The organism is Pleionea mediterranea (assembly GCF_003148745.1).
Lineage (GTDB): Bacteria > Pseudomonadota > Gammaproteobacteria > Enterobacterales > Kangiellaceae > Pleionea > Pleionea mediterranea.
On the sequence record NZ_QGGU01000007.1, the window covers coordinates 151831 to 176756 of the forward strand.

General features: G+C 42.9%; 24 protein-coding genes and 1 tRNA gene. 14 read left to right on the forward strand and 11 right to left on the reverse strand.

Going from position 1 to position 24926, the window contains the following annotated elements; all coding sequences use genetic code 11:
* Nucleotides 1-2: 2 nt before the first annotated feature.
* Both C8D97_RS10675 and C8D97_RS10680 read right to left on the reverse strand, forming a co-directional pair.
* Nucleotides 3-473, reverse strand: a complete 471-nt coding sequence (locus tag C8D97_RS10675) for a hypothetical protein (protein WP_109763763.1) — start codon at nt 471-473, stop codon at nt 3-5.
* A gap of 53 nt (nt 474-526) precedes the next feature.
* Nucleotides 527-847 (reverse strand): hypothetical protein, encoded by a 321-nt coding sequence (locus tag C8D97_RS10680; protein ID WP_109763764.1) that lies wholly within the window; start codon nt 845-847, stop codon nt 527-529.
* A 129-nt stretch (nt 848-976) separates the two neighbouring features.
* Between C8D97_RS10680 and C8D97_RS10685 the strand changes: the two genes are divergently transcribed.
* From C8D97_RS10685 to ltaE, 6 genes are all read left to right on the forward strand, one after another.
* Nucleotides 977-1663: an RNA polymerase sigma factor gene (locus C8D97_RS10685; protein ID WP_210204918.1), complete on the forward strand. Its 687-nt coding sequence runs from the start codon at nt 977-979 to the stop codon at nt 1661-1663.
* Entirely contained in the window at nt 1663-2031 is a 369-nt protein-coding gene (locus C8D97_RS10690) for a hypothetical protein (RefSeq protein WP_109763765.1), read from the forward strand. The genes C8D97_RS10685 and C8D97_RS10690 overlap by 1 nt, the downstream gene beginning before the upstream one ends.
* Nucleotides 2021-2725 carry a hypothetical protein gene (locus C8D97_RS10695; RefSeq protein WP_146196133.1) on the forward strand — a complete coding sequence of 235 codons (705 nt, stop codon included), beginning with the start codon at nt 2021-2023 and terminating at the stop codon, nt 2723-2725. The genes C8D97_RS10690 and C8D97_RS10695 overlap by 11 nt, the downstream gene beginning before the upstream one ends.
* 34 nt (nt 2726-2759) lie before the next feature.
* Complete coding sequence (locus tag C8D97_RS10700) at nt 2760-3212, forward strand: DUF3106 domain-containing protein (protein WP_210204919.1); 453 nt, start codon at nt 2760-2762, stop codon at nt 3210-3212.
* A gap of 283 nt (nt 3213-3495) precedes the next feature.
* The gene (gene lon / locus C8D97_RS10705) at nt 3496-5895 is read left to right on the forward strand and encodes an endopeptidase La (protein WP_109763768.1); all 2400 of its coding nucleotides are present in this window, start codon (nt 3496-3498) and stop codon (nt 5893-5895) included.
* Between the two features lie 118 nt (nt 5896-6013).
* Nucleotides 6014-7027, forward strand: coding sequence for a low-specificity L-threonine aldolase (gene ltaE / locus C8D97_RS10710; RefSeq protein WP_109763769.1), 1014 nt, complete (start codon nt 6014-6016; stop codon nt 7025-7027).
* Between the two features lie 189 nt (nt 7028-7216).
* Here the strand turns inward: ltaE and C8D97_RS10715 are convergent, their stop codons facing one another.
* The 4 genes from C8D97_RS10715 to C8D97_RS10730 form a co-directional block, all read right to left on the reverse strand.
* Nucleotides 7217-7588 carry a VOC family protein gene (locus C8D97_RS10715; RefSeq protein ID WP_109763770.1) on the reverse strand — a complete coding sequence of 124 codons (372 nt, stop codon included), beginning with the start codon at nt 7586-7588 and terminating at the stop codon, nt 7217-7219.
* Nucleotides 7589-7794: 206 nt separating this feature from the next.
* A complete protein-coding gene (locus C8D97_RS10720) occupies nt 7795-8529 on the reverse strand; it encodes a phosphoadenylyl-sulfate reductase (RefSeq protein WP_109763771.1) in 735 nt (244 codons plus the stop codon).
* Between the two features lie 84 nt (nt 8530-8613).
* Nucleotides 8614-10464 carry an assimilatory sulfite reductase (NADPH) hemoprotein subunit gene (gene cysI / locus C8D97_RS10725; protein WP_109763772.1) on the reverse strand — a complete coding sequence of 617 codons (1851 nt, stop codon included), beginning with the start codon at nt 10462-10464 and terminating at the stop codon, nt 8614-8616.
* Complete coding sequence (locus tag C8D97_RS10730; RefSeq protein ID WP_170115214.1) at nt 10464-12482, reverse strand: diflavin oxidoreductase; 2019 nt, start codon at nt 12480-12482, stop codon at nt 10464-10466. The genes cysI and C8D97_RS10730 overlap by 1 nt, the downstream gene beginning before the upstream one ends.
* A 296-nt stretch (nt 12483-12778) precedes the next feature.
* On the opposite strand from C8D97_RS10730, the gene C8D97_RS10735 reads away from it, so the two are divergent.
* Nucleotides 12779-13885, forward strand: coding sequence for a ketoacyl-ACP synthase III (locus C8D97_RS10735; RefSeq protein ID WP_109763774.1), 1107 nt, complete (start codon nt 12779-12781; stop codon nt 13883-13885).
* Between the two features lie 40 nt (nt 13886-13925).
* Here C8D97_RS10735 and C8D97_RS10740 read toward each other — a convergent pair whose 3' ends face one another.
* The gene (locus C8D97_RS10740; protein ID WP_109763775.1) at nt 13926-14714 is read right to left on the reverse strand and encodes a M48 family metallopeptidase; all 789 of its coding nucleotides are present in this window, start codon (nt 14712-14714) and stop codon (nt 13926-13928) included.
* A gap of 506 nt (nt 14715-15220) precedes the next feature.
* Here C8D97_RS10740 and C8D97_RS10745 point away from each other — a divergent pair.
* The 5 genes from C8D97_RS10745 to C8D97_RS10765 all read left to right on the forward strand — a co-directional run bounded on the left by C8D97_RS10745 (nt 15221) and on the right by C8D97_RS10765 (nt 19785).
* Entirely contained in the window at nt 15221-15991 is a 771-nt protein-coding gene (locus tag C8D97_RS10745) for a hypothetical protein (RefSeq protein WP_210204920.1), read from the forward strand.
* Between the two features lie 77 nt (nt 15992-16068).
* The gene (locus tag C8D97_RS10750) at nt 16069-16824 is read left to right on the forward strand and encodes an SDR family oxidoreductase (RefSeq protein WP_109763777.1); all 756 of its coding nucleotides are present in this window, start codon (nt 16069-16071) and stop codon (nt 16822-16824) included.
* 175 nt (nt 16825-16999) lie between these two features.
* Nucleotides 17000-17854, forward strand: coding sequence for a DUF2306 domain-containing protein (locus C8D97_RS10755; protein ID WP_109763778.1), 855 nt, complete (start codon nt 17000-17002; stop codon nt 17852-17854).
* Between the two features lie 90 nt (nt 17855-17944).
* Complete coding sequence (locus tag C8D97_RS10760) at nt 17945-19006, forward strand: sensor histidine kinase (protein WP_210204921.1); 1062 nt, start codon at nt 17945-17947, stop codon at nt 19004-19006.
* Entirely contained in the window at nt 19003-19785 is a 783-nt protein-coding gene (locus C8D97_RS10765; RefSeq protein WP_109763780.1) for a LytR/AlgR family response regulator transcription factor, read from the forward strand. Before C8D97_RS10760 ends, C8D97_RS10765 begins: the two co-directional genes overlap by 4 nt.
* A gap of 163 nt (nt 19786-19948) precedes the next feature.
* Here C8D97_RS10765 and C8D97_RS10770 read toward each other — a convergent pair.
* From C8D97_RS10770 to C8D97_RS10785, 4 genes are all read right to left on the reverse strand, one after another.
* A tRNA-Lys gene (locus C8D97_RS10770) sits at nt 19949-20024 on the reverse strand.
* A 193-nt stretch (nt 20025-20217) separates the two neighbouring features.
* On the reverse strand, nt 20218-21369 hold the full coding sequence (locus tag C8D97_RS10775; RefSeq protein WP_109763781.1) for an IscS subfamily cysteine desulfurase: 1152 nt from the start codon (nt 21367-21369) through the stop codon (nt 20218-20220).
* Nucleotides 21370-21460: 91 nt separating this feature from the next.
* The gene (cysE, locus tag C8D97_RS10780; RefSeq protein ID WP_109763782.1) at nt 21461-22291 is read right to left on the reverse strand and encodes a serine O-acetyltransferase; all 831 of its coding nucleotides are present in this window, start codon (nt 22289-22291) and stop codon (nt 21461-21463) included.
* A gap of 3 nt (nt 22292-22294) precedes the next feature.
* Nucleotides 22295-23038, reverse strand: a complete 744-nt coding sequence (locus tag C8D97_RS10785; protein ID WP_109763783.1) for an RNA methyltransferase — start codon at nt 23036-23038, stop codon at nt 22295-22297.
* 239 nt (nt 23039-23277) lie between these two features.
* Here C8D97_RS10785 and suhB point away from each other — a divergent pair, with 239 nt between their 5' ends.
* Together suhB and iscR are read left to right on the forward strand one after the other, a co-directional pair.
* On the forward strand, nt 23278-24057 hold the full coding sequence (suhB, locus tag C8D97_RS10790; RefSeq protein WP_109763784.1) for an inositol-1-monophosphatase: 780 nt from the start codon (nt 23278-23280) through the stop codon (nt 24055-24057).
* 292 nt (nt 24058-24349) lie between these two features.
* Nucleotides 24350-24823 (forward strand): Fe-S cluster assembly transcriptional regulator IscR, encoded by a 474-nt coding sequence (gene iscR, locus C8D97_RS10795; RefSeq protein ID WP_109763785.1) that lies wholly within the window; start codon nt 24350-24352, stop codon nt 24821-24823.
* Nucleotides 24824-24926 lie beyond the last annotated feature (103 nt).

The following is a 24926-nucleotide window of genomic DNA, read 5'->3' on the forward strand; positions in this document are numbered from 1 at the left end:
TATTAGAGACTTTCGGATTGCTTGGCTTCTGGACGCTCCCAGACGGACTCGCCAATGGCTTTAAACTTTGCGACTGTCATTGCCCCGCGCTTGTTGGTGGTTTGAGAGGCCATTTCCTGCTCGGCGATTTCTCGTGCCAGACGATAAATTGCCGAAGGTTGATAATCGGCGTCATATATCACCAACAGGGTGTAATCCCACTCTGACTGTAAATTAAGCTGACCAACCCGTTGCCGGGACTTGCCACCAGGAAAGATCACCCGCCCTTTTATTTGTACCCGCTTTTCCTGATCATTTTCTATGAGTAATGCTTCGGTTTCCGTATCGCTTAATTCGGTGAGTCCTAACAGCGTAATAGCATCGAACCTGGCAAGCTCCACGGTCACCGGCAAAGACTGCCCAGTTGCCTCACGGTACTGAGAAGCCAGCTGCCGCGTTTGGCTCATTAACTGCTCAAAATCATAAATACTCATTCAGAAAACTCGTGTCGACTGTTCAAATTCCAGTTTTTTAATTCAAAAAATGATTAAACTTTCACATCCACTTTGTGGGGCGGCTCTTCTAGCTGTTCTTCTTTAAGATGATGATCGCTGGTTTGCTGGTTGGTGTAAATGCCAAAATCATCGTATAGATGATCCTGTTTTTTTGACTTCGCGCGTTTTTTACGCCGATTCGGTTTAGAAGCCTTTTGTTCCAGTGCTTCAACTTCTTCAAACTCGTCTCTTGCATCACGTTCACCGGATAGCGGCGGAATGCTTTTGGTCTGTTTTACGCCGGTCTTTGTCTGTGTCGCTTTAGTTTCCGACATGGGTCGATTGCCATCAAAAGGCACTAAATTAATCACCATAAGACCTCCAAACACAGCCGTTGCTGTTTTACTGAATCGAACTGTTAAGCTATTTTACGGACAGTTGACCCTAATAGCATGAATATTATCACATTTCGGTGATATTCCCGAGCCAGGATGGATTAACAATTGGGTGTTCATTCAGGTCAACCATCACTCTACTTTGCCGTTAATTCATTTATGGAAACTGCAATGGTCGACACTATGACTCATTTAACATTGACACTGGCATTTGAAGCCGATTATAAAAAAAGCCATAAACTCTCACGGAGACTTACTCTGGAAAGTCGCGAGCCACTTAATCAGTTTTTGGCAACAATAGAGCGCAAGGCCTTTCGAATGGCACATATTGCTACCAGTAACCCTGACGATGCGTTAGAACTGGTGCAGGAAGCCATGATGAAACTGGTTGAAAAATACCATGATAAAACAGCCGAAGAGTGGACACCGCTGTTTTATCGCATACTCAGCAGTAAAATAAATGACTGGTATCGTAAACAAGGGGTGAGAAACCGCTGGATGGCCTGGTTACCTAAAACCAACCATTCTGAGTATGTCTCTGATCCCATTGAAAATGCACCCGATACACACCAAAGTCCGCTGGAAAAAACCCAACAGGATCAAGCCACCGATAAACTGTTAACATTGCTGTCAGATTTATCGCCGAGGCAACAACAAGCCTTTCTGCTTAGAGCCTGGGAAGGCATGAGTGTCGAGGAAACTGCGTTTGCCATGGGTTGCAGTAGCGGTTCTGTTAAAACACACTACTCCAGAGCCATACATGCATTAAAAGATCAACTCGAGGACGTTTACTAATGTCACAGCCAAACGAAGAAAAGTGGCTTAAGCAGATTAATGCCCAGCTCGATAACAGCACCGAACAACTTGACTACCCTACCCAGCTGAAATTAAAGCAGGCTCGACATCGTGCCATCAACCAAAATATTCGTTCCAATAAGTTATTTCGCTGGCTTAAATGGGGACTGCCCACTATGGCAACCGCCACGGTGGCTGCTATATTAACAATTAATGCTTTAATGGCTCCAAACGAAAATCAAGTACCGGAGCCTAATTTGTTTCAGGACCTTGAAATACTTGCGATGGAAGAAGATATGGAGTTGATAAAACAACTGGAGTTTTACGAATGGCTCGAAAACAATGCCGAGAGTGAACTTGAAAGTTAAATCAACAAACCTCTTAATCGTTTGCGGTGTTTTGCTCTGTGGCTCAGTGTCGTTTGCCAACGACAAAGCTACCAATAAATCAAATAAAAATATCGAATTAACCGCTGATAAAGCAGTGCAGGATAAGACGGTGCTGGATAAAACGGTTCGGAATAAAGCAGTTCATAATAAGCCAGCCCCTGCCCAAACAAACCGCTCAGAAATAGACCGTTCAGAAACAAGCCGAGCTGAAGATCTATCTAAGGGCACATCTCAGTCACAATCTCAGGAACTTTCACTGGAATTGTTAACCTTTCTGGCAGAATTTAGCGATGACGACGGTGACGTCATAGACCCGGAAACACTTGATCCCATCACATCCGACAATAACGACCATAAAAACAGCTCTGACCAAACACCCCAACAAAAAGCCAGCAGACAGTCGACAAAACACTCAACGCAAATAACCTGCAACCAGCACCCTTCCGAGGCCGAAACAAACGCCTCAGAAAGTACCCAACATAATCCTCAAATAAAGGGTAAACAGCTGGCTAAAAGTCAACCAGACACACAGGAAAACGTTAATACTAGTGATACAGGCAGGCGTATCAACACAAACATTAATACGGACAACAATGAAAACAGCATTAACTGCATATCAGACACGGTTAAACAAACTGCTCGCAGCAAAAAAGAGACGATTAACGATGTATAAACTTTCCATACAATGCATTAAACACAGACTTATTATGCTGACTATGGCTACTATTCTGGTGTTATCTGCGCCACTTAATGCATCAAATGACAAGCCCAATTCCAAAGCCTTACCATTTGAGCAGTTGACACCTTCGCAACAACAACAACTGGCTCCGTTTAAAAACAAGTGGTCTGCACTGGATCAGCAACAACGACAAAAAGTCATTAAAGGACTCAGCCGTTGGAATACCATGAACACGCAACAAAAACAGCTGGTCAAAAAACGATTTAAGCAATGGCGTACACTTCCTCATACCGAGAAGCGGCAATTAAGACGTACTTTCCACCGCTATAAAAGTCTATCACCTGCAAAGCGGAAACAATTAAAGCATACGTTTCAAAAGTTTCGAGCGTTACCCGCTGATCGTCGACATGAGATAAAACAGCGCTTTTTAAAAGTGACCCCTAAAAAAAATCTGCCTAAAAGAAACCCTTCAATTAAATAAACGAAGGGTTTCCGCTGTTAATTCCACTCCCATAAGCTTAGTCAAATTCTTACTTACAGCTTATGCCCATAGAGATTAATTCTTAATGCCCTCAATTATAATTCTTCTATACAAAATACTATCCTCCTTATTTCAAACAGAGACTGCTATAATTAGACCCATTAATTCAATTAACTAAGGGCTGTTATCCTGTGTGGCTTATTTTTGCTGCAACCACTTTTGCAGCAACCACATGGATTTAGTGAAAACAGACTCTGGCAACCTGATTAAGGAATAATCATTTATGGCTTCTGAGCATGATTACGGTGAACCCGATATCGAGTTTTCCATTGATTCTGGCTCCAAACGCAGTGATCTTTCTCCGAAAGAAGAAGTACTACCAACGGAAATATGTCTGCTGCCTCTTTCCGAACGCCCCTTCTTTCCGCCGCAAACGCTGCCAATATTAATGAACGAAGAAGTCTGGCGAGAAACCATTGAGTACATAGCCGACACAGAAACAAAAATTGCAGGATTGGTGTTAGTACGAAATCCACATCCGGAAGATTCATCGCCAGATGAGTTTAATGCTATTGGTACACTGGTCCGCATTCATCACCCGGTTTTATCATCCGGCAAAATTCAATTTATTGCCGAAGGCATTCAACGATTTCGCATTAAACGGTGGAAAACGAAAGAACCACCATTTCTGGTAGAAGTCGAATACCCACAGGAGCCCAATTACTCCGATATTGATGAATTAAAAGCCTACGCGGTTGCTATCATCAATACACTTAAAGAACTGGTTCCACTTAACCCACTTTACAGTGAAGAGTTAAAGTTTTTCTTAAACCGGTTTAATCCAAATGAGCCCTCGCCACTAACAGACTTTGCAGCAAGTTTAACCACCGCCACGCGAGAAGATCTGCAAGAAGTGCTTGAGCAGGTACATTTGCGAAAGCGAATGGAAAAAGTTCTTGTTATGATCAAAAAAGAACTTGAAGTGGCGCAATTACAAAGCAATATTCAACGACAAGTAGAAGACAAACTGACCGAGCATCAACGTAAGTTTTTCCTGCGTGAGCAATTAAAAGCGATACAAAAAGAGCTCGGTATTGCCAAAGACGATAAAACTGCGGATATCGAACGTTTTAATAAGCGTATTGAAAAGCTTACAATTCCTGAAGATGCCAGAAAAAAAATTAATGAGGAAATAGAAAAGCTTTCAATTCTTGAACAAGGATCACCCGAATATTCTGTTACCCGTAATTATCTTGATGTTGCGTCCAGCCTTCCCTGGGGTATCAATACCAAAGATAAAATCGACCTGCGACGAGCACGTCGTGAACTAAACAAAGAACACGCTGGTCTCGGTGATGTAAAAGATCGCATTGTTGAGTTTTTAGCCGTTGGCGCGTTAACCGGCCATGTGGCAGGCTCCATATTATTGCTTGTCGGCCCACCGGGTGTTGGTAAAACATCAATAGGACGCTCGATTGCATCAGCACTTGGAAGAAAGTTTTTCCGCTTCAGTCTTGGGGGTATGCGAGATGAAGCTGAAATTAAAGGCCATCGTCGTACCTATATCGGCGCCATGCCGGGTAAATTGATTCAGGCCATTAAAGAAACCCAATCTTCTAATCCTGTGATTATGCTGGATGAAGTTGATAAAGTTGGTAGCTCCTATCAGGGCGATCCGGCCAGTGCTCTGTTAGAGGTATTGGATCCGGAGCAAAATGAAAACTTTCTTGATCACTATCTGGATGTCCGATTTGATTTATCAAAAGTTTTGTTTATCTGTACTGCTAATCAACTCGATACCATACCGAGACCACTGCTTGATCGAATGGAAACCATTCGACTGTCCGGCTATATCACACAGGAAAAAATAGAAATTGCAAAACAATACCTGTGGCCAAGACGATTGGAGAAATGCGGACTTAAACCTTCACAAGTAAAAATCACCGATACCGGCTTCCGTAAAATCATTGAGGATTACGCGCGTGAAGCAGGTGTACGTAATCTTGATAAACAACTCGGTCGAATTGCCCGTAAATGTGTGGTTAAAATTGTCTCCGGCAAAGAGAAAAAAATAAGTGTTTCGCAAAATTCAATTGAAGATTACCTGGGCACGCCCTGGTTCCAAAAAGAAAAGCCCGGTAACAGCCTTGGTGTGGTAACCGGACTGGCCTGGACAGCACTCGGTGGCTCAACACTAAATATTGAAGCAGCGGTAGTCCACAGTAAAAACCGTGGCTTTAAACTCACCGGAAAACTGGGTGACGTTATGAAAGAGTCTGCAGAAATTGCTTACGCTTACGTTGCCGCTCATCTGGAACAATTTGGTGTCACAAAAGACGCGTTTGATAATGAAATGATCCACATTCATGTGCCCGAAGGCGCGACACCAAAAGACGGTCCTTCAGCGGGCGTAACTATGGCAACAGCATTGTTATCACTGGCTAAAAACAAATCTCCTAAGAAAGGCATTGCCATGACCGGAGAGTTAACCTTAACCGGTAAAGTGCTTGCAGTAGGCGGTATTCGTGAAAAAATCATCGCCGCTCGTCGTGCGAAAATAAAAACCATTTTACTGCCTGATTCATGCAAAGGCGATTACAAAGAGTTACCTAAACACATTAAAGAAGGCATGAAAGTACATTTTGTTTCAAGCTACGAGGAAGTAGCTGAACTGATGTTTTAAACACCTATTAACTATTTTAATGATTGAGTAATTGCCGGATAATTTCCGGCAATATTTTTATATCACTCGATATTCAACTAAACTATTCGCCCTTTAAATCAACAAAAAAAGAATAATTATGACACCGATTGACTTACGCAGCGACACAGTAACGCTACCAACAGAAGCAATGAAACAGGCCATGATAGAAGCGCCGCTGGGTGACGATGTTTATGGTGAGGATCCAACAGTCAATGCGCTTGAAGAAAAATGCGCATCACTTTTAAATAAAGAGTCAGCAGTATTTGCACCCACCGGAACACAATCAAACCTCATCGCGTTAATGGCACATTGTGAACGCGGTGACGAATACATTGTTGGCCAACAGGCTCATACTTATAAATACGAAGGCGGTGGTGCAGCAATACTTGGCAGCATACAACCTCAGCCGCTAGAATTTTCAACGGCCGGGGTTATTCCATTAGAAAAAATATCTGCAGCTATAAAACCTGCCGATAGTCACTTTGCTAACACCAAACTGATTTGTTTGGAAAATACCCACCATGGCCAGTGTTTACCACTCAATTACCCTGGACAGGTTAAAGCTTTATGTTATGAGCAGGGATTATCATTACACCTTGACGGTGCACGGTTGTTTAATGCCGTCGTAAAACAACAAAAGTCATTAGCAGAGCTGACTCAGTCATTTGATTCGGTTTCACTGTGTCTATCTAAAGGACTTGGCGCTCCTGCCGGCTCTGTACTGGTTGGTTCAAAAGAAATTATTACAAGAGCTCGGCGCTGGAGAAAAGTACTTGGTGGTGGTATGCGTCAATCGGGAATGCTTGCTGCTGCAGGTATCTATGCACTGGATAATAATGTTGAACGACTGGAAACGGATCATCAACATGCATTGCAACTTAAACAGGCTTTGTTAGACCTGCCAAAACTTGAGGTTGCCGAGTATAGTGCCGAAACCAATATGGTGTTTGTAACGGTTCCAGAGTCGTCCATCGAACAGCTTAATAGTGAAGCGAAAAAACGTAATATTATTTTGCCCGAAGGCCATCAACTGAGACTGGTGATGCATTTAAATATCACACAGAATGACCTAACAAAAGTCATTGATCTTTTTACAAAGCTGTATGGATAAAACTGCCTAATAGAATCCAGTTTACTTGGCAGTCTATTCAATATTTATTCAACGAAGCATTCGTTTGATTAGTCTTTGGATTAGATAAACAGCCAGCCAATGCCGTAAACCACAATGCCAGTTTCAATATAACTACACAGATTCAATATAACTACGCAGATTCAATAACGAATTACAGCGATTTTAATTTTAACGGTGTTGATCAATAAGAATTGGATTGCCATCGGGATCTTCAATGGTAATGCTTCCGGGGCCATCATTACCATCAACAGATTCACTCTTAATATTAATACCGCGTTTGGTCAGTTCATCACGTATGTTTCGCACATCAGTGAAGTTTTCAAGGTTTTGTGCAGACTGATCCCATCCGGGATTAAAGGTCAGGATGTTTTTATCGAACATGCCCTGAAACAACCCGATAATATGATCACCATTTTTTAAAATAGTCCTGCCCTGACCACAGTCCCCACCGATTGATTCAAAACCAAGCTTTTCATAAAATGCCTTTGAAACATTGATATCCTTAACGGCCAAACTGACTGAAAAAGCACCTAAATCCATGTCCATCCCCTTATCCAATGTTTAATCATATACACTAAACAAAAACTTAAATGGTTATCTACGTAAAGCCTATGATTTCAGATAAGTTTTCTGCTTTTATTTAAAAAAGACAGGTTAATGTTTCTTGATTTCAAAGTATTATCAAATCGAATATTGATGCAAGTTGGGGGTGTAACAATTTTTTGTATAATTTAAATAAACAACTGCTAGAGCTCATGAATACCACACTCCCGCTTTAATCCAAAGAAGCGTGTGTCTTCTTCATTTAAAGCTTCAGTTATTGGCCGAGTGGTATGAACATCACCAATTGACACATAGCCCTTATCCCACAAAGGATGGTACGGCAAGCTATGCTTTTTTAAGTAATCATGGAGATCACGGTTACTCCAGTCAGCTATGGGATGCATTTTAAAACGATCACTCTGTGCTTTAAGTACAGCAATATTTGTTCGTGTTTTTGCTTGCTCACGCCGGATCCCTGCATACCAGGTGCCGGTATTTAAATCGTTTAAAGCCTGTTGCAACGGCTCAACTTTATTTATTTGATTATAGCGATCAATCCCTTCAACACCTTGCTGCCATAGTTGCCCAAAACGTGACTCCTGCCACGCAGCACTAAGTGAAGAACGATACACCTTTAAATTTAGATTAAGCCTCTGAGACAACTGATCAATAAACTGATAAGTCTCCTTGAATAGATAACCGGTATCAATCAAAACAACCGGAATATTCGGCGCTACTTGCTGAAACATATGCAAACTTACAGCAGACTGAGCACCAAAACTCGATGTTAATACATGCTGACCGGGTAAATTTTTTAGAGACCATTCAAGACGCTTTTCTGCAATCATCGCCTCAAGATCTTGGTTCGCTTGCTTAAAATCAAAGTCATCGGTAGTGACCGAGTCGGGTATTGTTTGATTGACGCAACATAAACTCATAACGATAATTCACTTATTTATTGATATCTAACGGGAACATCAAGTTACTCCAAGCATTAAACACACTTTGGTAACCTATTAATTTCAACTCGCCTTTTGAGCTTGCAGTTCCATATGAAAATCCTGGGCCTGATAACTTGGTGTAACCACACCGGTTCGTACCACGAAATCACCAAAACTTTCGCGTTCTAATGCATTGTTTTTGTACTGTTCAAACAATTCATCAAGAATACTCAGAATCTCAGACTCACCTATGTTATCGCGGTAAATAACACCAAGACGCTCACCGTGGTGCCCGGCTCCCAGAAACAAGTTATATTTACCAGGGCCCTTACCCACTAAACCAATCTCAGCAATATAAGGACGCGCACAACCATTAGGACAGCCGGTCATCCGCATAGTGATAGGCTGCTCCGATAAACCGTGATCCGACAATAACTGCTCCACTTTATCCAGCAAACTTGGCATATATCGTTCGGCTTCAGCCATCCCAAGACTACAGGTAGGCAAGCTGACACATGCCATAGCGTGCCGCCGTAATATTGAAACCTCATCACCAGTTTTAATATTATGCTGCGTGATCAAGTCTTCGATCACAGCTTTATTTGATTCATCGATTGCAGCAATGATCAGATTTTGATTAGCCGTTAATCGAAAATCACCCTGATGTATTTTGGCAATTTCTCGAAGCCCGGTTCGAAGTCGATAATCACCTTCGTCTTTAATTCGTCCATTTTCAATGTACAAATTTAAATTCCAGCGTCCATCAAATCCTTTAATCCAACCATAGCGATCACTGTTGCTGGTAAACTCAAACGGTTGCGCGTTTAATAAACGCCAACCAAGACGATCATTCAGTTGCTGTTTAAACCACTCGACTCCATGTTTGGCGATAGTGTATTTAAACCGTGCAAGTTTTCGTTGTTCTCGATTACCGAAATCACGCTGTATTTTCACCACTTGTTCAGCAACCGCCAGTACCTGCTGCGGAAAACAAAACCCTACAACGTCGGCAACTCTTGGATGCGTTTCTGGATCACCATGAGACATTCCCATACCACCGCCAACAGTGACATTAAACCCAAGTAATTTACCCTGTTTAATAATCGCAATAAATCCTAAGTCATGAGCAAACACATCCACATCGTTATACGGCGGAATAGCTACCACCGTTTTAAACTTTCGTGGCAAATAATGCTTGCCATAAATCGGCTCCTTTGTATTCTCGGGCGAAGCATCAGCTTGATACTTCTCACCATTAAGCCAAATTTCATGGTAAGCCTTTGTTTTAGGCAACAAATGCTCACTGATTCTGGCAGCCCACTGGTACACCTCTTTGTGCGCTTTACTTTCTACCGGGTTAGGGTTACACATCACGTTACGATTCACATCACCACAAGCGGCAATCGAGTCGAGTAAAACCTTATCCATTGCCTGCATGGTGGGCCGTAAATTCTTTTTAATAATGCCATGCAGCTGAAAAGCCTGCCGGGTGGTTAATCGAATCGTGTCGTTCCCGTAATCTGAAGCAATACGATCCATGGTTAACCATTGCTGTGGTGTGGCTATTCCTGCAGGAACACGAGCCCGAAGCATAAAACTGTACAATGGCTCAAGCTTTTGTTTTTTTCGTTCATTACGTAAGTCACGATCGTCCTGTTGATAAATGCCGTGAAATTTAATTAACTGCTGATCATTTTCAGCGACTTCACCGGTCACAAAATTGGCCAGACTTTGTTTTATAGTGCCACGTAAATATTGGCTTTGATCTTTAATGTATTCATTTTTCGCCAGTCCCTTAGGTAATGACGATTCATTTGATACTGCTTTTTCAGTGACAACTGTTTTATCATCAACCGCTGACTTCTCACCAACGACAGATTTCTCATTAACTGTATTAACAGAGTCGGATGAATGATTGTTTGTACGAGACATTAGTAAACGTCCTTCTGATATCGACCTTCGCGTTTTAGATCAGTTAAAATTTGTTTTGCCTGTTCATCGGAGCATTGTTGTTCCGATGCAATAATTTGCAGTATGGTTTGCTCAACTGACTTGCCAATGCGATCTTTATCGCCGCACAGATATATATGGGCACCCTGCTGTAACCATTGATTAAACTGTTTTGCGTGTTCTAATAATTTGTGTTGCACATAAACTTTTTCTTCCTGATCACGTGAAAATGCCAGGTCGATTTGAGACAACTGTTGTTTCTTTAAATATTGTTGCCATTCAATCTGATATAAAAAGTCAGTGGCAAAATTAGGATTTCCAAAAATTAGCCAGCTTTGCCCTTTTGCTGACTGAGCCGCACGCTGTTGAATAAAACCACGATAAGGTGCGATACCGGTACCTGCACCAATCATGATGATTTTTTGGTTGCTATCGTCAGGTAATTTAAAATGCTTATTCGATTCAACAAAAACTCTTGCCATATCACCCGTAGAAAACTCCGACAACAATTGGCTGGCGGCTCCGTTTCGAGAAGTGTTATTGCGCTGCTCACTCACTAAGCCTACGGTTAGATGCACCTCTTCTTCTACTTCTTGCTGACTACTGGCAATGGAATACAGCCTCGGAGTAATACGGCGTAACTGCGCAACAAACTCTTCTGCCGTTACCGATATATTGAATGACTGCAACAGTTCAGGAACCTGACTGTTTGCCAGCAATCCATTAAGCATAGATTTATCGGTCGCAGCCTGAATCAGTTGGTCATCTTTCGTTTGCTCGGCTAACCACTTGATAAAACCAGGAGAGACTTGTGTTAACTCAAAATCCTGGGTCAATGCGTCTTTTAATGATTTAGTTTGCTGCTCAACAGTGACCAGCTCTTCGCCAGTAAAGCTCAGCAACGATAAGGTTTCATTCACCAAAGTCGATTGATTCACCGGCCATACACCTAAAGCATCACCCGGCTGATACTGTATGCCGGAATCCTCAAGATCTATCTCAACATGAAACGTTGGCTTACTGCTGCCTCTTGCCGTGATTGAAATAACATCCAAAATTTCAGCCGTATAGGGATTAAACTTGTTGAATGAGGTAACTGCCGAAGCATGTGCCCTTGAACCAGCAACATCCGGTGTCACCACACTAAGATGAGGTCGATTGCTCTCATCATCCTGATTTGGCGTTATACCTTTCTGACTAATTTCTGCTTGCTTAGCTTCTGTTTGCGTAACTTCTGTATGAGTAACTTCTGTGTGAGTATCTCTGGCTGCTGATTCAGACGACTGCTTAACCAAGGCCAATACAGATTCTGCCCACTCTGTGGACGCCTGTTGATAATCCACATCGCAATCCACCCGTTCAAACAATCGTGTTGCGCCAAGCGACGCCAATGTCTGGTCGAAATCTTGCCCTGTCTTGCAGAAATACTCATAACTTGAGTCACCAAGCGACAGTACCGCAAATTCCTTTCCATTCAGATCAGGCGCTTTTTTACTGTGAATAAACTCATGCAGCTCCAATGCATCATCCGGTGGCTCGCCCTCGCCATGTGTACTTACTACAATAAATACACGTTGTTCCTTTTTTAACTGCTTTGGATTGTATTCGGCCATATCAACCAGTCGCGCTTCAATATTGGCAGATTGGAGCTGTTGGTATAAAGATTCCGCTACACCGCGGGCATTACCGGTTTGAGAACCGTACAAAATAGTCGACAATTTATTTGTCGCTGCTTTTGGGTTAACGGATGGCTGAGATGCCTCTGCGGCACCTAAAGCCTGTGCAGCATTAGATTGAGCGTTCGTCAGTGTCTGAGCCTGACCAACCACTTCACTAACATCTTTTAAACCGACAGCAGCACCTGTTGCAGCCAGTCCAGCCAGATAGCCACTTAGCCAGTTCACCTGCTCAAGTGAAAGATCACCCAGTGCATCTTTCACTTTATTAACCTGCTCTGATGATAAAGGAGCGGCAAACTCCTGTAGTAAGTTGGCAATCATGCCGTAAACCCTGTCATTACCTGATAATGACCACAGCATAAAAAAACGCAGTGTGCCTGAGAACGAATGCGCTGCTATGGATCCCTAACTTTTCGATATATCGGTTAAAAAGCAATCCATGGAAAGTCTGCTGTACCAGAGCGTGCTTATCTTTCGCTCTAGGGTTACGGAAGAATTTCTTATTCGACCGTTAACCTGTATTATCCAGCCTGTTAATATAAACGCATTGGTCGGAACACCTGTCTGGCTCAGGTCGGATAAAATGCGCCATCGAGCAAACAATACAAGATCCGTAAATGACACAAAATGCTGTAATCACAGGCTGGGGAAAGTGTTTACCTCCCGCCATACTAACCAATGAACATCTGGCGAGTTTTCTGGATACTTCCGGTGACTGGATCACCAGCCGAACCGGTATCGAAGAGCGGCGGATCACCCATAAAAATATCTCCGATCTATCCGCGGTGGCTGGTAAGCATGCTCTGGCTGCAGCAGGCCTGGAAGCCAGTGAACTGGATGCCATTTATGTGGCGACATCGAGCGGTGATACTTTAATTCCCAATACCGCTGCGCGAGTGCAAAACAAACTCGGGATACGAGGCTGTGCAGCGGTGGACGTCAATGCCGCCTGCAGTGGCTTTATCTATGCATTAACCCAGGTAGCCGCCCAGATAAAAGCCGGCATGATGGAAAAGGCACTGGTAATTGGCGCAGACAGGCTCACCTACTATGTAGACTGGACCAAACGTAATGTTGCCATTTTATTTGGTGATGGTGCAGGTGCCGTAGTAGTAGAAGCAACCGATGATAACGCTGGCTTTCAGTTTTCCCATCTTGGCTGCGACAGTGATGGTCTGGGTATCTTAGGCGTTGATAAAATGGGCACCAATGTACCCCGTTATCATGATCATCCGGGCGCCTTCGAAGTACCTTTTGAAGGCCAGGAAATCTATATGAACGCCATAGCCGAAATGAAACGGTCATCATTAGAAGTTATGAAAAAATCCGGCTGGCATAAAGACGATATTGACCTGTTTATCGCTCATCAGGCAAATATAAGAATTGTAGACGCACTCACCAAACACCTAAAGCTGCCCGCTGATAAGGTATTCATCAATATTGAAAAGTACGGCAATATGTCGGCCGCTACTGTCCCTGTTGCCTTGTGTGAAGCCCTCGAAGCCGGTCGCGTTAACGCTGGCGATAATATAATCCTTACCGCCTTTGGTGCAGGATTGACCTACGGTGCCTGCAGTCTGAAATGGGGATCCCGGACAACACCGGTTGCCATCTCTAGCGCCGAATTAGCGCCCGGACCAACCGATGCGCTGTCGCTATTAAAAGAAGACATTAAACGCAGCTATCAGGAAAGACACCAGCCCATTCCTGACGCACTAAAATAAGTATTACTCATTAAAACGTGTTTAAAAAAGAGTAAATAGCTTATCGACGACACACAGGTGCTCGACCTTCATTTCGCACTTGTTGGTAAAAAGGTATTACGGCTGGTAATTGTGCGCTTAGCTTATTAATTCGTGTTTGTTCGGACGGATGGGTAGACATAAACTCGGGTACATTGGTGCCTCCTTTTGCAGCCATAGAGCGCCACAGCTCAACTGCTTCAGCCGGATCAAATCCCGCTTTTGCCATCATTTCCAATCCAAGTGCGTCCGCTTCTTTTTCGTGTTTCCGGCTATACTTCAAAACCACACCCTGAGTCGCAATACCCAGCGCACCTAACGCCAATTGCTTTTCCGCACTCGGCTCACCGGATAATATAGCAGCCACTTGCAGCCCTGTTTGCGCCAAAGAACTCTGACTCATACGTTCATTGCCGTGATTCGCCCAAACATGCCCGATTTCATGTCCAATAACGGCGGCTAACTTTCCGGAAGTATCGGCAATTTCAAGCATACCTGTATGTACGCCAATTTTACCACCGGGAAGTGCAAAGGCATTAGGCGTGTCATCTTTAAATACGGTGACTTCCCAAGTCTTTTGTTGCATATCTTGTGGAATATGTTGCAGCAAACGATTAGTAATGCAAGACACATATTGACTGGTAGAAGCGTCTTCAACCGCTGGCTGCTGCTGTTTCATACTTTGATAAGCAGTCACACCCATATCGGCCATTTGATCACCGGAAAACAGCAATACCTGTTTACGACCGGTGGGCGATACAGCACAGGCGATCAACGAAAAAACGCTTATCATTGTTACCAAAAACTTCATCCTACACTCCTTTTTTACATTGCCTTGCTCAGTAAATATCAAGTTGGTTAAGGTTAAAACATAAAGTCCATAACTTATTTTTTAAACAAAGACTTTCAGGTATATACTCGAATAGTAAGACTAAAACACATTGTACAAATGATACAGTCCATATTAACATTTACTGAGGTAAACGGAATACCAACGGATAATACTAAAAGGCATCTCTTCAACTCAAACAACATCTCTGAAACACAAACAGCATCTCTTTAGCTAGCAGACATCAGTGACTACCAATTCACTAATCTCTTTTTATATACAGTTGCGTTATAAATTCGTGTATAATATCGACCGATTTTGGCCATACCGCTTATTTTAATCTTATTTCAATATATAATCTGTTTTGTCGTTACCCTGCTCTAGTAGCTGGAACATACTTAGTAGATAGAACAAATTATTAGTAGTTGAAACAAATTAATTCAGGTGTAAATTATTTCGCAGCAAGTGACTCACAGGAGTAAAAAGTATTGAGTGATTATTTCACCATGAACACTTACCACTGGCTCGGCAGCCTTAACGCTATTTTTATTCTCATCAGTCTGTACGGTATTTATTCGCAAGTTAACACCGTTTGGATCAGACGAAGTGAAATCATCACTAACAACGTCTCTAAATCGACCACCCAACTTACCAACAACTCGGCGACCTATTTACTGTCATTAAATCAATTTACCGTCAGTTTTATGGCGTACTTTTCTTTCTTCGTTTATGGCTTCTCAATCATTCCCTTTAATCACTTTATTGTGTGGCCAAGACTGTTAGCCTCAATATTGGTAGCGATTATTTTATTTGAAATATGGCGCGACCGTCGTAATAAATCCGCCTTGTTTTCATTATCCATCAGCAGTCTGTTTTTAATAGCAGGCATTACCTTACTAAGTATTATTTTAAAAGCAGATAATTTAATACCCATCAATGAATTCAGTAAGCAGTTTTCCAGTCTGTTTATTGTTGTCATTACAGTTATGATTGCCCAGGGCTACTTCCATCAAATAAAGCTCATTTGGCAAACCGGTGATACCGGTGCTGTCGATATAAAAATGAGCCAGTTTATATTGATGATGGATCTAACGACACTGGCCTTTGCCTTGTCCATGGGAATATCAAACGGCTGGCCATTAATGTTACTGGCGACGGTTAGTGGGTTAACGAAAATCATCATTATGATTTTATTCCGATGGTGCAGAGTCAGTAAAACAGCCATGCTGCGACGAAAAATCGCAGAACAACAAATTTAATCGCCAATCTCATGTAACGAAAACTCTGTTATATTTATACCCTTTACATCTTGGTTTTAAGTTTTACGGATAATCATATGAACGCTACCAACAACATAGCCCTTATTACAGGATCAAGTCAGGGAATAGGCGCCGCAACGGCAATAGCCCTTGCACAACAAGGGTATGATATTTGTGTTCATTACCATTCAAGTAAATCAGCCGCTGATCGAGTTAAACAAACTATTGAAGCGCTGGGCCAAAAAGCGATTTGTTTACAGGCGGATCTTAGAGTCGAGTCCGACATTACAGCCTTATTTAATAGCATTGATAACAAACTCGGAAAATTATCGTTATTAGTCAACAATGCAGGCATAGTAAAGCCACAATCGTGTTTAATCGACATGAATGCAGAACGTATCAATGATCTTCTGCAAACCAATGTTACCAGCTACTTTATTTGTTGCCGTGAAGCGATAAAAAGAATGTCCACTCAACACAAAGGCAACGGCGGCAATATTATTAATGTTTCTTCCGTTGCGTCGAAATACGGAGCCGCCTTCGAATACATCGATTATGCTGCGTCAAAAGGCGCAATAGACGCGCTTACAAAAGGTCTATCCATAGAACTGGCGGATCAAAATATTCGAGTAAACGGCGTTCGACCAGGCTTTATAGCCACTAAAATTCATGCTGACGGTGGAGAGCCCAATCGATTACAACGGCTGGCACCAGTTATTCCTTTAAAACGAGGCGGCAAGCCCGAAGAAGTCGCCAACGTAATTGCCTGGCTTGCCAGTGGACAATCCTCTTTTATGACAGGATCTCTCATAGATGTTGCTGGAGGAAAATAAGGTCAACTCACTCATATAAAGAATACTCTCTAGAGCGTGTTTATCATTCCAATTAAATCCTCTCATCACCTTATTTGCTCCCATAGTCACTCTATACCGTTATTCGTCGCAAACGCCTCGATTTAAGCGATTTCATTTGTCATCCTCACTCATAAGCTACGGAACGGATTACAATATGAACACTTTAAATAGCAGCCAAAAAGTATTTGAATTTAACCAATCACCGCCCAGTTTTCGTACGACCTACGCAAAAAAGCTTCTAAATGTTGCCGCTTATACTTGGGTTGTTACGGCTGTTATTGGTCAACTGTTTTTCGCGCTTTATGTCACCGTTGAGTTTTTATTCAGTGGGATAAAAGGAAATTTTTCTGAATGGAACAATCAATTACCCACAGGCTTCGTGCCCGGTGACACCTTAATTAACCTGGCCTTAATTCTACATATGTATCTTGCGGTTGGTATATTAATCGCAGGTGGTCTACAACTCTGGCCTCGTTTAAGAAATAATCACCCTATGTGGCATCGTTGGATAGGCCGGTTTTATATTACTGCGGTGATATTAACAGCATGTGGTGGCCTAATATTAACTTGGGGAGATGACGGTGGCGTTGGTGATCCAACACAACACATAGGAATTACCGGTAATGCTATTTTAATATTAGTTTTCGCAACACTTGCTGGCTTTACCGCTTATAAAAAACAATTTCATCAACATCGTTGGTGGGCGCTTCGATTATATTTAGTAGTAAATGGTGTATGGTTTTTTCGAATCGGACTGTCACTTTGGTTAATGATACACCAGGAACCAGTAGGGTTTGATCCAGAAACATTTACGGGACCAACATTAAGTGTCATTTCCTTCGCCAGTTATTTATTTCCATTGTTTATACTTGAGCTCTACCGACTTGTGCAACTTTACGGGCAAACAACAATGCAATACCTGGCTACCACTACAATGGTGTTACTAACCTTAGCCACTTTGGCCGGCTCTATTTCTGCAGCCATGATAATCTGGCTGCCAGAAATGTAGCTTTTAACTTCAGCTCTTTTATGTTGTTTATAATTGATTTACTCTTAACCCATGAACTCAACCTCACCACCCATAAAAAGAAATATAACAATGGTAGCCAAGCAGCTTTTAATCAGCTTGTTGATTGCAAATGCTATCGGTTTTTTATTGAGTTTTGGTTGGACAACTAGTACTTTTGGGTTGTTGCTTCGAGTATCGCTTATTGCCCTTATTGCACTTATCACTTTTACATTACTGGACTACTGGCCATCTAAATTACCTAAATGGCTTGCTCGTTGGGTTACACAGGTTGTAGGGGTTGCGATATCGGTTCCTGTTACCGTCTTTGTTATTTACTGGGTATCAACGGACTCCAGTGCACCTCCATTTTGGCAAGATGCCGATCGGTTACTGGGTTTTAACACCCTGACTTTTGTAGGATTACTGGTTGCTCCCTGGATTGCATTAACCGCATTAGTACGCCAAAAAGATGCCCTTGCCCGGCATCAGGCGCTGGCGTTTCAACTGGAGCGAAGTAAATTACAACAACAGTTTACCGAAGCGCGACATCGGCTGTTACAAGCACAGGTAGCACCACATTTCTTATTCAATACGTTGGCAAACATACAAGCCTTGGTAAATTCCGGCTCCTCACGTGCAGGTGAAGTCTTAAACAGTTTAACCGCTTATTTACGAGCTGCCGTTCCTCAACTCGACGAAAGCACTAACAGCTTCAATCAGGAACTAAAACTCACAAGCGCCTATCTTGAATTAATGCAATTACGTATGCCCGATCGGCTCACTTATGACCTGAGTATCGACAAATCGGTTTATAGCCTCACCTGCCCTGCTATGACACTCATGACGTTGGTGGAAAATGCCATTCGTCATGGAATTGATCCAAGTGAAAAAGGTGGGCATGTCCAGATCAATATTAATCTTAACAATGATCAGGTTGTTATTCAGGTTATAGATACAGGCGTTGGACTCCAGTATAAACGAAATGAAAACTCATCTACGCATTCAACAAATGATGGAACTGGACTCTCTTCACTGAGAGAACGCTTAAAGCTGAGCTTTAATAACAACGCACATTTACAGGTCTTTGAGCAACAACCACACGGTGTTCACGCTGAAGTGATTATTCCGGCCCAAGAGGCGCAAGTCTTATGAATATACCGCCGACAGCTTTAATTGCTGACGATGAACCGTTACTCAGAGAGGCCCTATCGCAATTATTGCTTAAAGTTTGGCCAGAACTCAACGTTGTCGCTATGGCACGAAACGGTCGTGAAGCAGTATCGATGTTTGAAACTCATCAACCCGATATTTGTTTTCTTGATATTCATATGCCAGGCACATCCGGTATAGAAGTCGCACAACACATTGGTACTCGCGCCCATCTTGTTTTTGTCACGGCGTATGATAAATACGCATTAGAAGCATTTGAGCATGGTGTGCTGGATTATCTGGTAAAACCGGTAGAACCCGATCGTTTAGCCGATACCGTAGAACGGTTAAAAGCACGAATAAAGGCTTCTCAACCAGCAATAAACAATGACGGCTTAATACAAGAGTTAATCGCTCAGCTTGAACCAAAAACATCAGCAAAACCATTACGTTGGATCCGAGCACAGTCAGGAAAGATCATGCGGTTAATTGCTGTTGAAGATATCGAGTTTTTACAGTCGGATCATAAATACACGCTCATTGCCTGGCGTGATGAACAACAACAGCCCGCTGAAGCCATCGTTCGCCAATCACTTAAACAATTAACACAGCAATTAGATGAAACCGTTTTTCGTCAAATACATCGTTCTGTAATCGTAAATTTAAACGCAGTTGCTCACATAAAATTTGAAGATAACGAAACAGCTCAAGTTCATTTAAAGCGTCGAAATAAAACATTACCCATCAGTCGAAAATATCTGCATTTATTCCGTCAGATGTAGGGCTATCATCATTTCCTTAATGAGAACTTATTTCGGGCAGTTCGCTTTTGAATGTTTAAAGCATATTTAGTTTATAGCGACTGCCACAGCAATAAAAATTCAACGCATAAATATAAATAATTCAGACACAAAAAAGCCGCTATAAAAGCGGCTTTTTAAAATTTGGTGGGTCGTGCAGGATTCGAACCTGCGACCAATTGATTAAAAGTCAACTGCTCTACCGACTGAGCTAACGACCCAAATTTGACTACCGAGAAACGTAATGAAACACGACAACAGGTGAAAACCTTGTTTTGTCTGCCCTGCTCGGTGAGGTGCGTATTATGCTGATTTTAAAAATTAAATCAAGGCTTTTTTCAAAAAAACTGAGCTTCTTTTGTGAGTTGTTGAAATTGTATGCAAAGCCGTAAAAAATCGTTGAAAAATCAACCGTTACAGTGCGCGCAGTTGCTCAACAACCTGTTTTATTTCGGCAATGGCTTCATCGATTTCTGACTCACTTGTAAAGCGGCCAACGCTAATCCGAATGGCGTTATGAGCCAGCTCATCGGCAACTCCCATGGCTTTTAAGACATATGAGGGCTCTACACTGGCAGAATTGCAGGCTGAGCCGGACGATACCGCCAGTTTATGCAGTGACATTAACAGCGTTTCACCATCAACCCCTTCAATACTGACATTTAATATGCCAGGCGCCGAGTTGTCCAAATCGCCATTTAGATAAATGCCATCCATTTCAGACAATGACTGCCAAATCTTCAACTTTAATTGCTTCAGTTTTACGGCTTCTTCCTGCAATAATTGACCGGCTTTATTGAACGCCAGCCCCATGCCAACAATTTGATGGGTCGGCAATGTACCCGAACGCATACCACGTTCGTGGCCACCACCATGAATAAGCGCATCCAGGCTGGTATCAGGACTTCTGCGTACATACAGAGCGCCTATGCCTTTGGGGCCATAAACCTTGTGGCTGGAGAAGGATGCAAAATCAATGTTTAACGCTTTTACGTCAAATGCGATTTTGCCTGCCACTTGTGCAGCATCCACATGAAATAAAACCTTATGCTTTTGGCACTTTTCAGCAATCGTGGCAATATCCTGAATAACCCCGGTCTCATTATTAACCGCCATAATGCTAACAAGAATGGTTTGATCGGTAATGGCCTGTTCTACTTGTGAGGGTGTAATTAAACCTTTCGCATCGGGTTTGAGATAAGTCACCTCAAATCCCTGCTGTTGTAGATAAATACAGGTGTCGATCACTGCCTTATGTTCAGTTGCTGCAGTAATAATATGATTGCCGCGACTTCGATTACGCAGGGCAACACCTTTTATCGCCAGGTTATTCGACTCAGTAGCGCCGGACGTCCAGACGATCTCTCGCGGATCAGCATTAATCAATTCAGCCACCTGATTCCGCGCAATATCGACCGCCTCTTCCGCTTGCCAGCCATATCGGTGTGAACGTGATGCAGGATTTCCAAACTCACCATCCAGAGTCAGAAATTGCATCATTTTTTCAGCCACCTCAGGATCAACTGGGGTAGTTGCGGCATAATCAAGGTAAATTGGTCGTTTCATAGATTTACAACGGTTTGTTTATAGACAGTCTGAATAACGTTTATCAACATAGTTAATCTGGGTGAACGTAATTCACCCAGATTAAAGTTCTCTAATCCTGTGCACTCTTTTCTACAGCTTGTGTCTGATGATGGGCATCACTTTTATTATTAACATACTCTTTAGCATCACCATTACCATCAAGAAAATCATCGGCATTTATTCCCGGAATAGGCACAGCCTCGACTTTAATATTGGCTTTTTCCAATGCCTCACGGCAAATTTTTAATTGCTGATCGACCGCTCGGGAATGTTGCAGCATATTCGAAATTACCTGCGCTACAGGATCATAGCTTAGAGAGCTTTCGCCGTAGGCTTCAAATCCAATCAATTGCTCTATACGTTTACGATGCTCAGGGTTTTCGCCGCTGCGATCTCGAACCACATGCCCCGGAATACCAATAACCGTCGCACACTCGGGGACATCTTTAATCACTACTGAATTAGAACCAACTCGGGCGCCTTTACCCACAGTAATCGGCCCGAGTATTTTAGCGCCGGCACCTATGACCACATCGTCTTCCAGAGTTGGGTGACGTTTACCCGGATTCCAGGTTGTTCCGCCCAGTGTTACCCCATGATACAAGGTACAGTCATCGCCAATTACAGCGGTTTCACCAATTACGATTCCAGTTGCGTGATCAATAAAAAAGCGTCTGCCAATGGTGGCTCCGGGATGAATTTCTACACCGGTAAACCAGCGTCCCAACATACCTAAAAAACGCGCCAGCCACTTAAAATTTCGCTGCCATAACCAATGCGTCATTCGATAATTCCAGATAGCCTGCATACCTGGATAACAGGTTAAAACCTCAAACCAGTTACGTGCAGCAGGATCACGCTCAAAAACACTGTTGATGTCTTCTTTGATTCGACTAAACACAAACTATCCTTCTTCTGAATTGAATTTTTTAATCGACGCCAGAAAGCCGCGCATTAATCGCACTTCACTGTCGGTGAGAGCGGCTTTATTAAACAGGCGCCTGAATCGCATTTGAATCATTTTTGGTTTAATGGGTTTAAAAAAGCCGGTAGAGGTCATTACTTGCTGCCAATGTTCAAACATCTGTTCCACCTGCTCACCACTGGCCGGAAGCTCCCCTTCATCATCAATAACAGGGTGATCGGTTTTTAACAGGTTTTCATCCAACGCTGCCAGCCGTAATTCATAGGCAATCAACTGGATAGCGGATGCCACATTAAGTGATGAGTAATCTGGGTTTGTCGGTATACACACATGGTAATGGCAAAGCGATAATTCTTCATTGGTTAACCCGGAGTTCTCAGTACCAAATAAAATAGCCACCGGTCTCTGGGTGGGATCTTTCGCTATTTTTTGCGCCAACTCGCGAGGCTCTAACATTGGCCATGGCAAGGTACGAGAACGCGCGCTGGTACCAACAATCAACTTATGCTCCGCAATTGCAGGCTGAATAGCATCGAACACCTCGGTTCGCTGCAAAATATCATCCGCTCGCGAAGCTCGTCGCGTAGCCTCGGCGCTCGGAAAATGCTTCGGATTAACCAGTCGCAAATGCTCAAGCCCCATCGTTTTTAGAGCACGAGCCGCCGCCCCAATATTACCGGGATGAGTGGTGTGAGATAACACAAAATGAACATCGTCTAACATCAATTTAAACCATTTTATCGATCAGCGAGCGCATTTTAGCAGAAGACATTGGCAATGCGGCAATTCTCTGACTCTATTACCCCATAAAAAACGGTTCTGAGATAACAAAAGATTTAAATTGGCCGTATCTTTTATTCAAATTAACAGTATCTTCTGCTAGACTCGCGCAAAATTTACAGATCAGTTATTTCTGGTCTGCGCTAAAATTAGCAAACGTTCTTATACAAGGTGGTCTCAACATGCATCCATTGCAAACAATTGCAGTCCGTGCTGCGCGCGCGGCTAGCGATACGATTATGCGCGCAACTGAAAACTTAGATAAAGTAAAAGCCGATGTGAAAGGACGTAACGATTTCGTTACCGATGTCGATCAAGCTGCAGAGCGTCGAATTATTGAGACCATTCAAAAAACCCACCCTGATCATGCCTTTCTGGCCGAAGAAAGCGGCGAATCATCCAATAACAGTGATGTTCAATGGATTATCGATCCTCTGGACGGCACCACTAACTTTTTACGTGGTATGCCACACTTTTCAGTATCCATCGCTGCGCAGGTAAAAGGAAAGTTGGAAGTTGCGGTTGTTTACGATCCGGTACGTGAAGAACTGTTTACAGCTTCTCGCGGCAGTGGCGCACAGCTTAACGGCAAGCGCATTCGTGTCAGCCAGGCCAGAAATCTCGAGCAAACGTTATTGGCAACCGGATTTCCTTTTCGCAGCGAAAAACAATTTGATGAATATATGACATTGTTCGGTCGCCTGTACCCGAAATGCGGTGATATGCGACGAGCCGGTTCTGCCGCGCTTGATCTAGCCTACGTAGCAGCCGGACGCTTTGATGGTTTCTGGGAGTTTGGTCTTAAATGGTGGGATATTGCAGCAGGAAGTCTGCTGGTATCAGAAGCAGGCGGTATGATCAGTGACTTTAAAGGCAACCCCAGCTTCCGAACGTCGGATTCACTACTAGCCGCCAACCCTAAAATATTTAAAGCCATGCTGAGTCATATGCGGTCCAAATAGACCTGCTTAGCTGGCAGTAAACGCAAAAGATGTAACATTTAACTGTTAACCTCGCTACATACCTACCAGAGAAAGCACCAATTGTTATAGATAAATAATTGGTGCTTTTTATAACTTTTAGTAATCAATCAACATAATCCCTCATTTTAGAGTGTGTTTAACCCCCTTCTACCGCTTATTTACCACAAATCTAATGACAATAGGTTTGTTATAACCAACTAATTTAGTCAGTTATTTACCCTAGTAATTTAGTCGGTTATAATAGGAGCCATTAAGTTGACGAGGTAACACTATGAAACTTACAACCAAAGGCCGCTATGCGGTAACCGCCATGTTGGATTTGGCCATACACGCCAAAGACAAGCCGGTTACATTACAGGACATTTCTGGCCGCCAGGGCATCTCGCTGTCTTATCTGGAGCAGCTGTTTGCGAAGTTACGTCGCAATGAGCTGGTAAAAAGCAGCCGTGGCCCGGGTGGTGGCTATCAATTACAAGAACCCGCCAGTGATATTGCAATATCGCGGGTCATTGATGCCGTCAATGAGTCCACCGATGTTACCGCCTGTGGCAGTAAAGGTAACTGCCATAACGGTCAGCAATGCATTACTCACGACTTGTGGTGCGAATTAAGCGAGCAGATTCACAGCTTTTTGTCGAGCATTACGCTGCAAACCGTTATCAACAAACAGCAAGCCAAAGAACAGGTCGAGCTGCTTGATAACCGCGAACAAAATAATACTTTTATCTTGTCGCAAGTAAGCTAAACGCTTTGCCATCTGATATAATTTGCGCCCCCAGAAATCAGGGCGCCCTAAATTAGCGTTAATAAATAACGTTGATAAAGAAATGTAACGGTAAAGTTAGAAA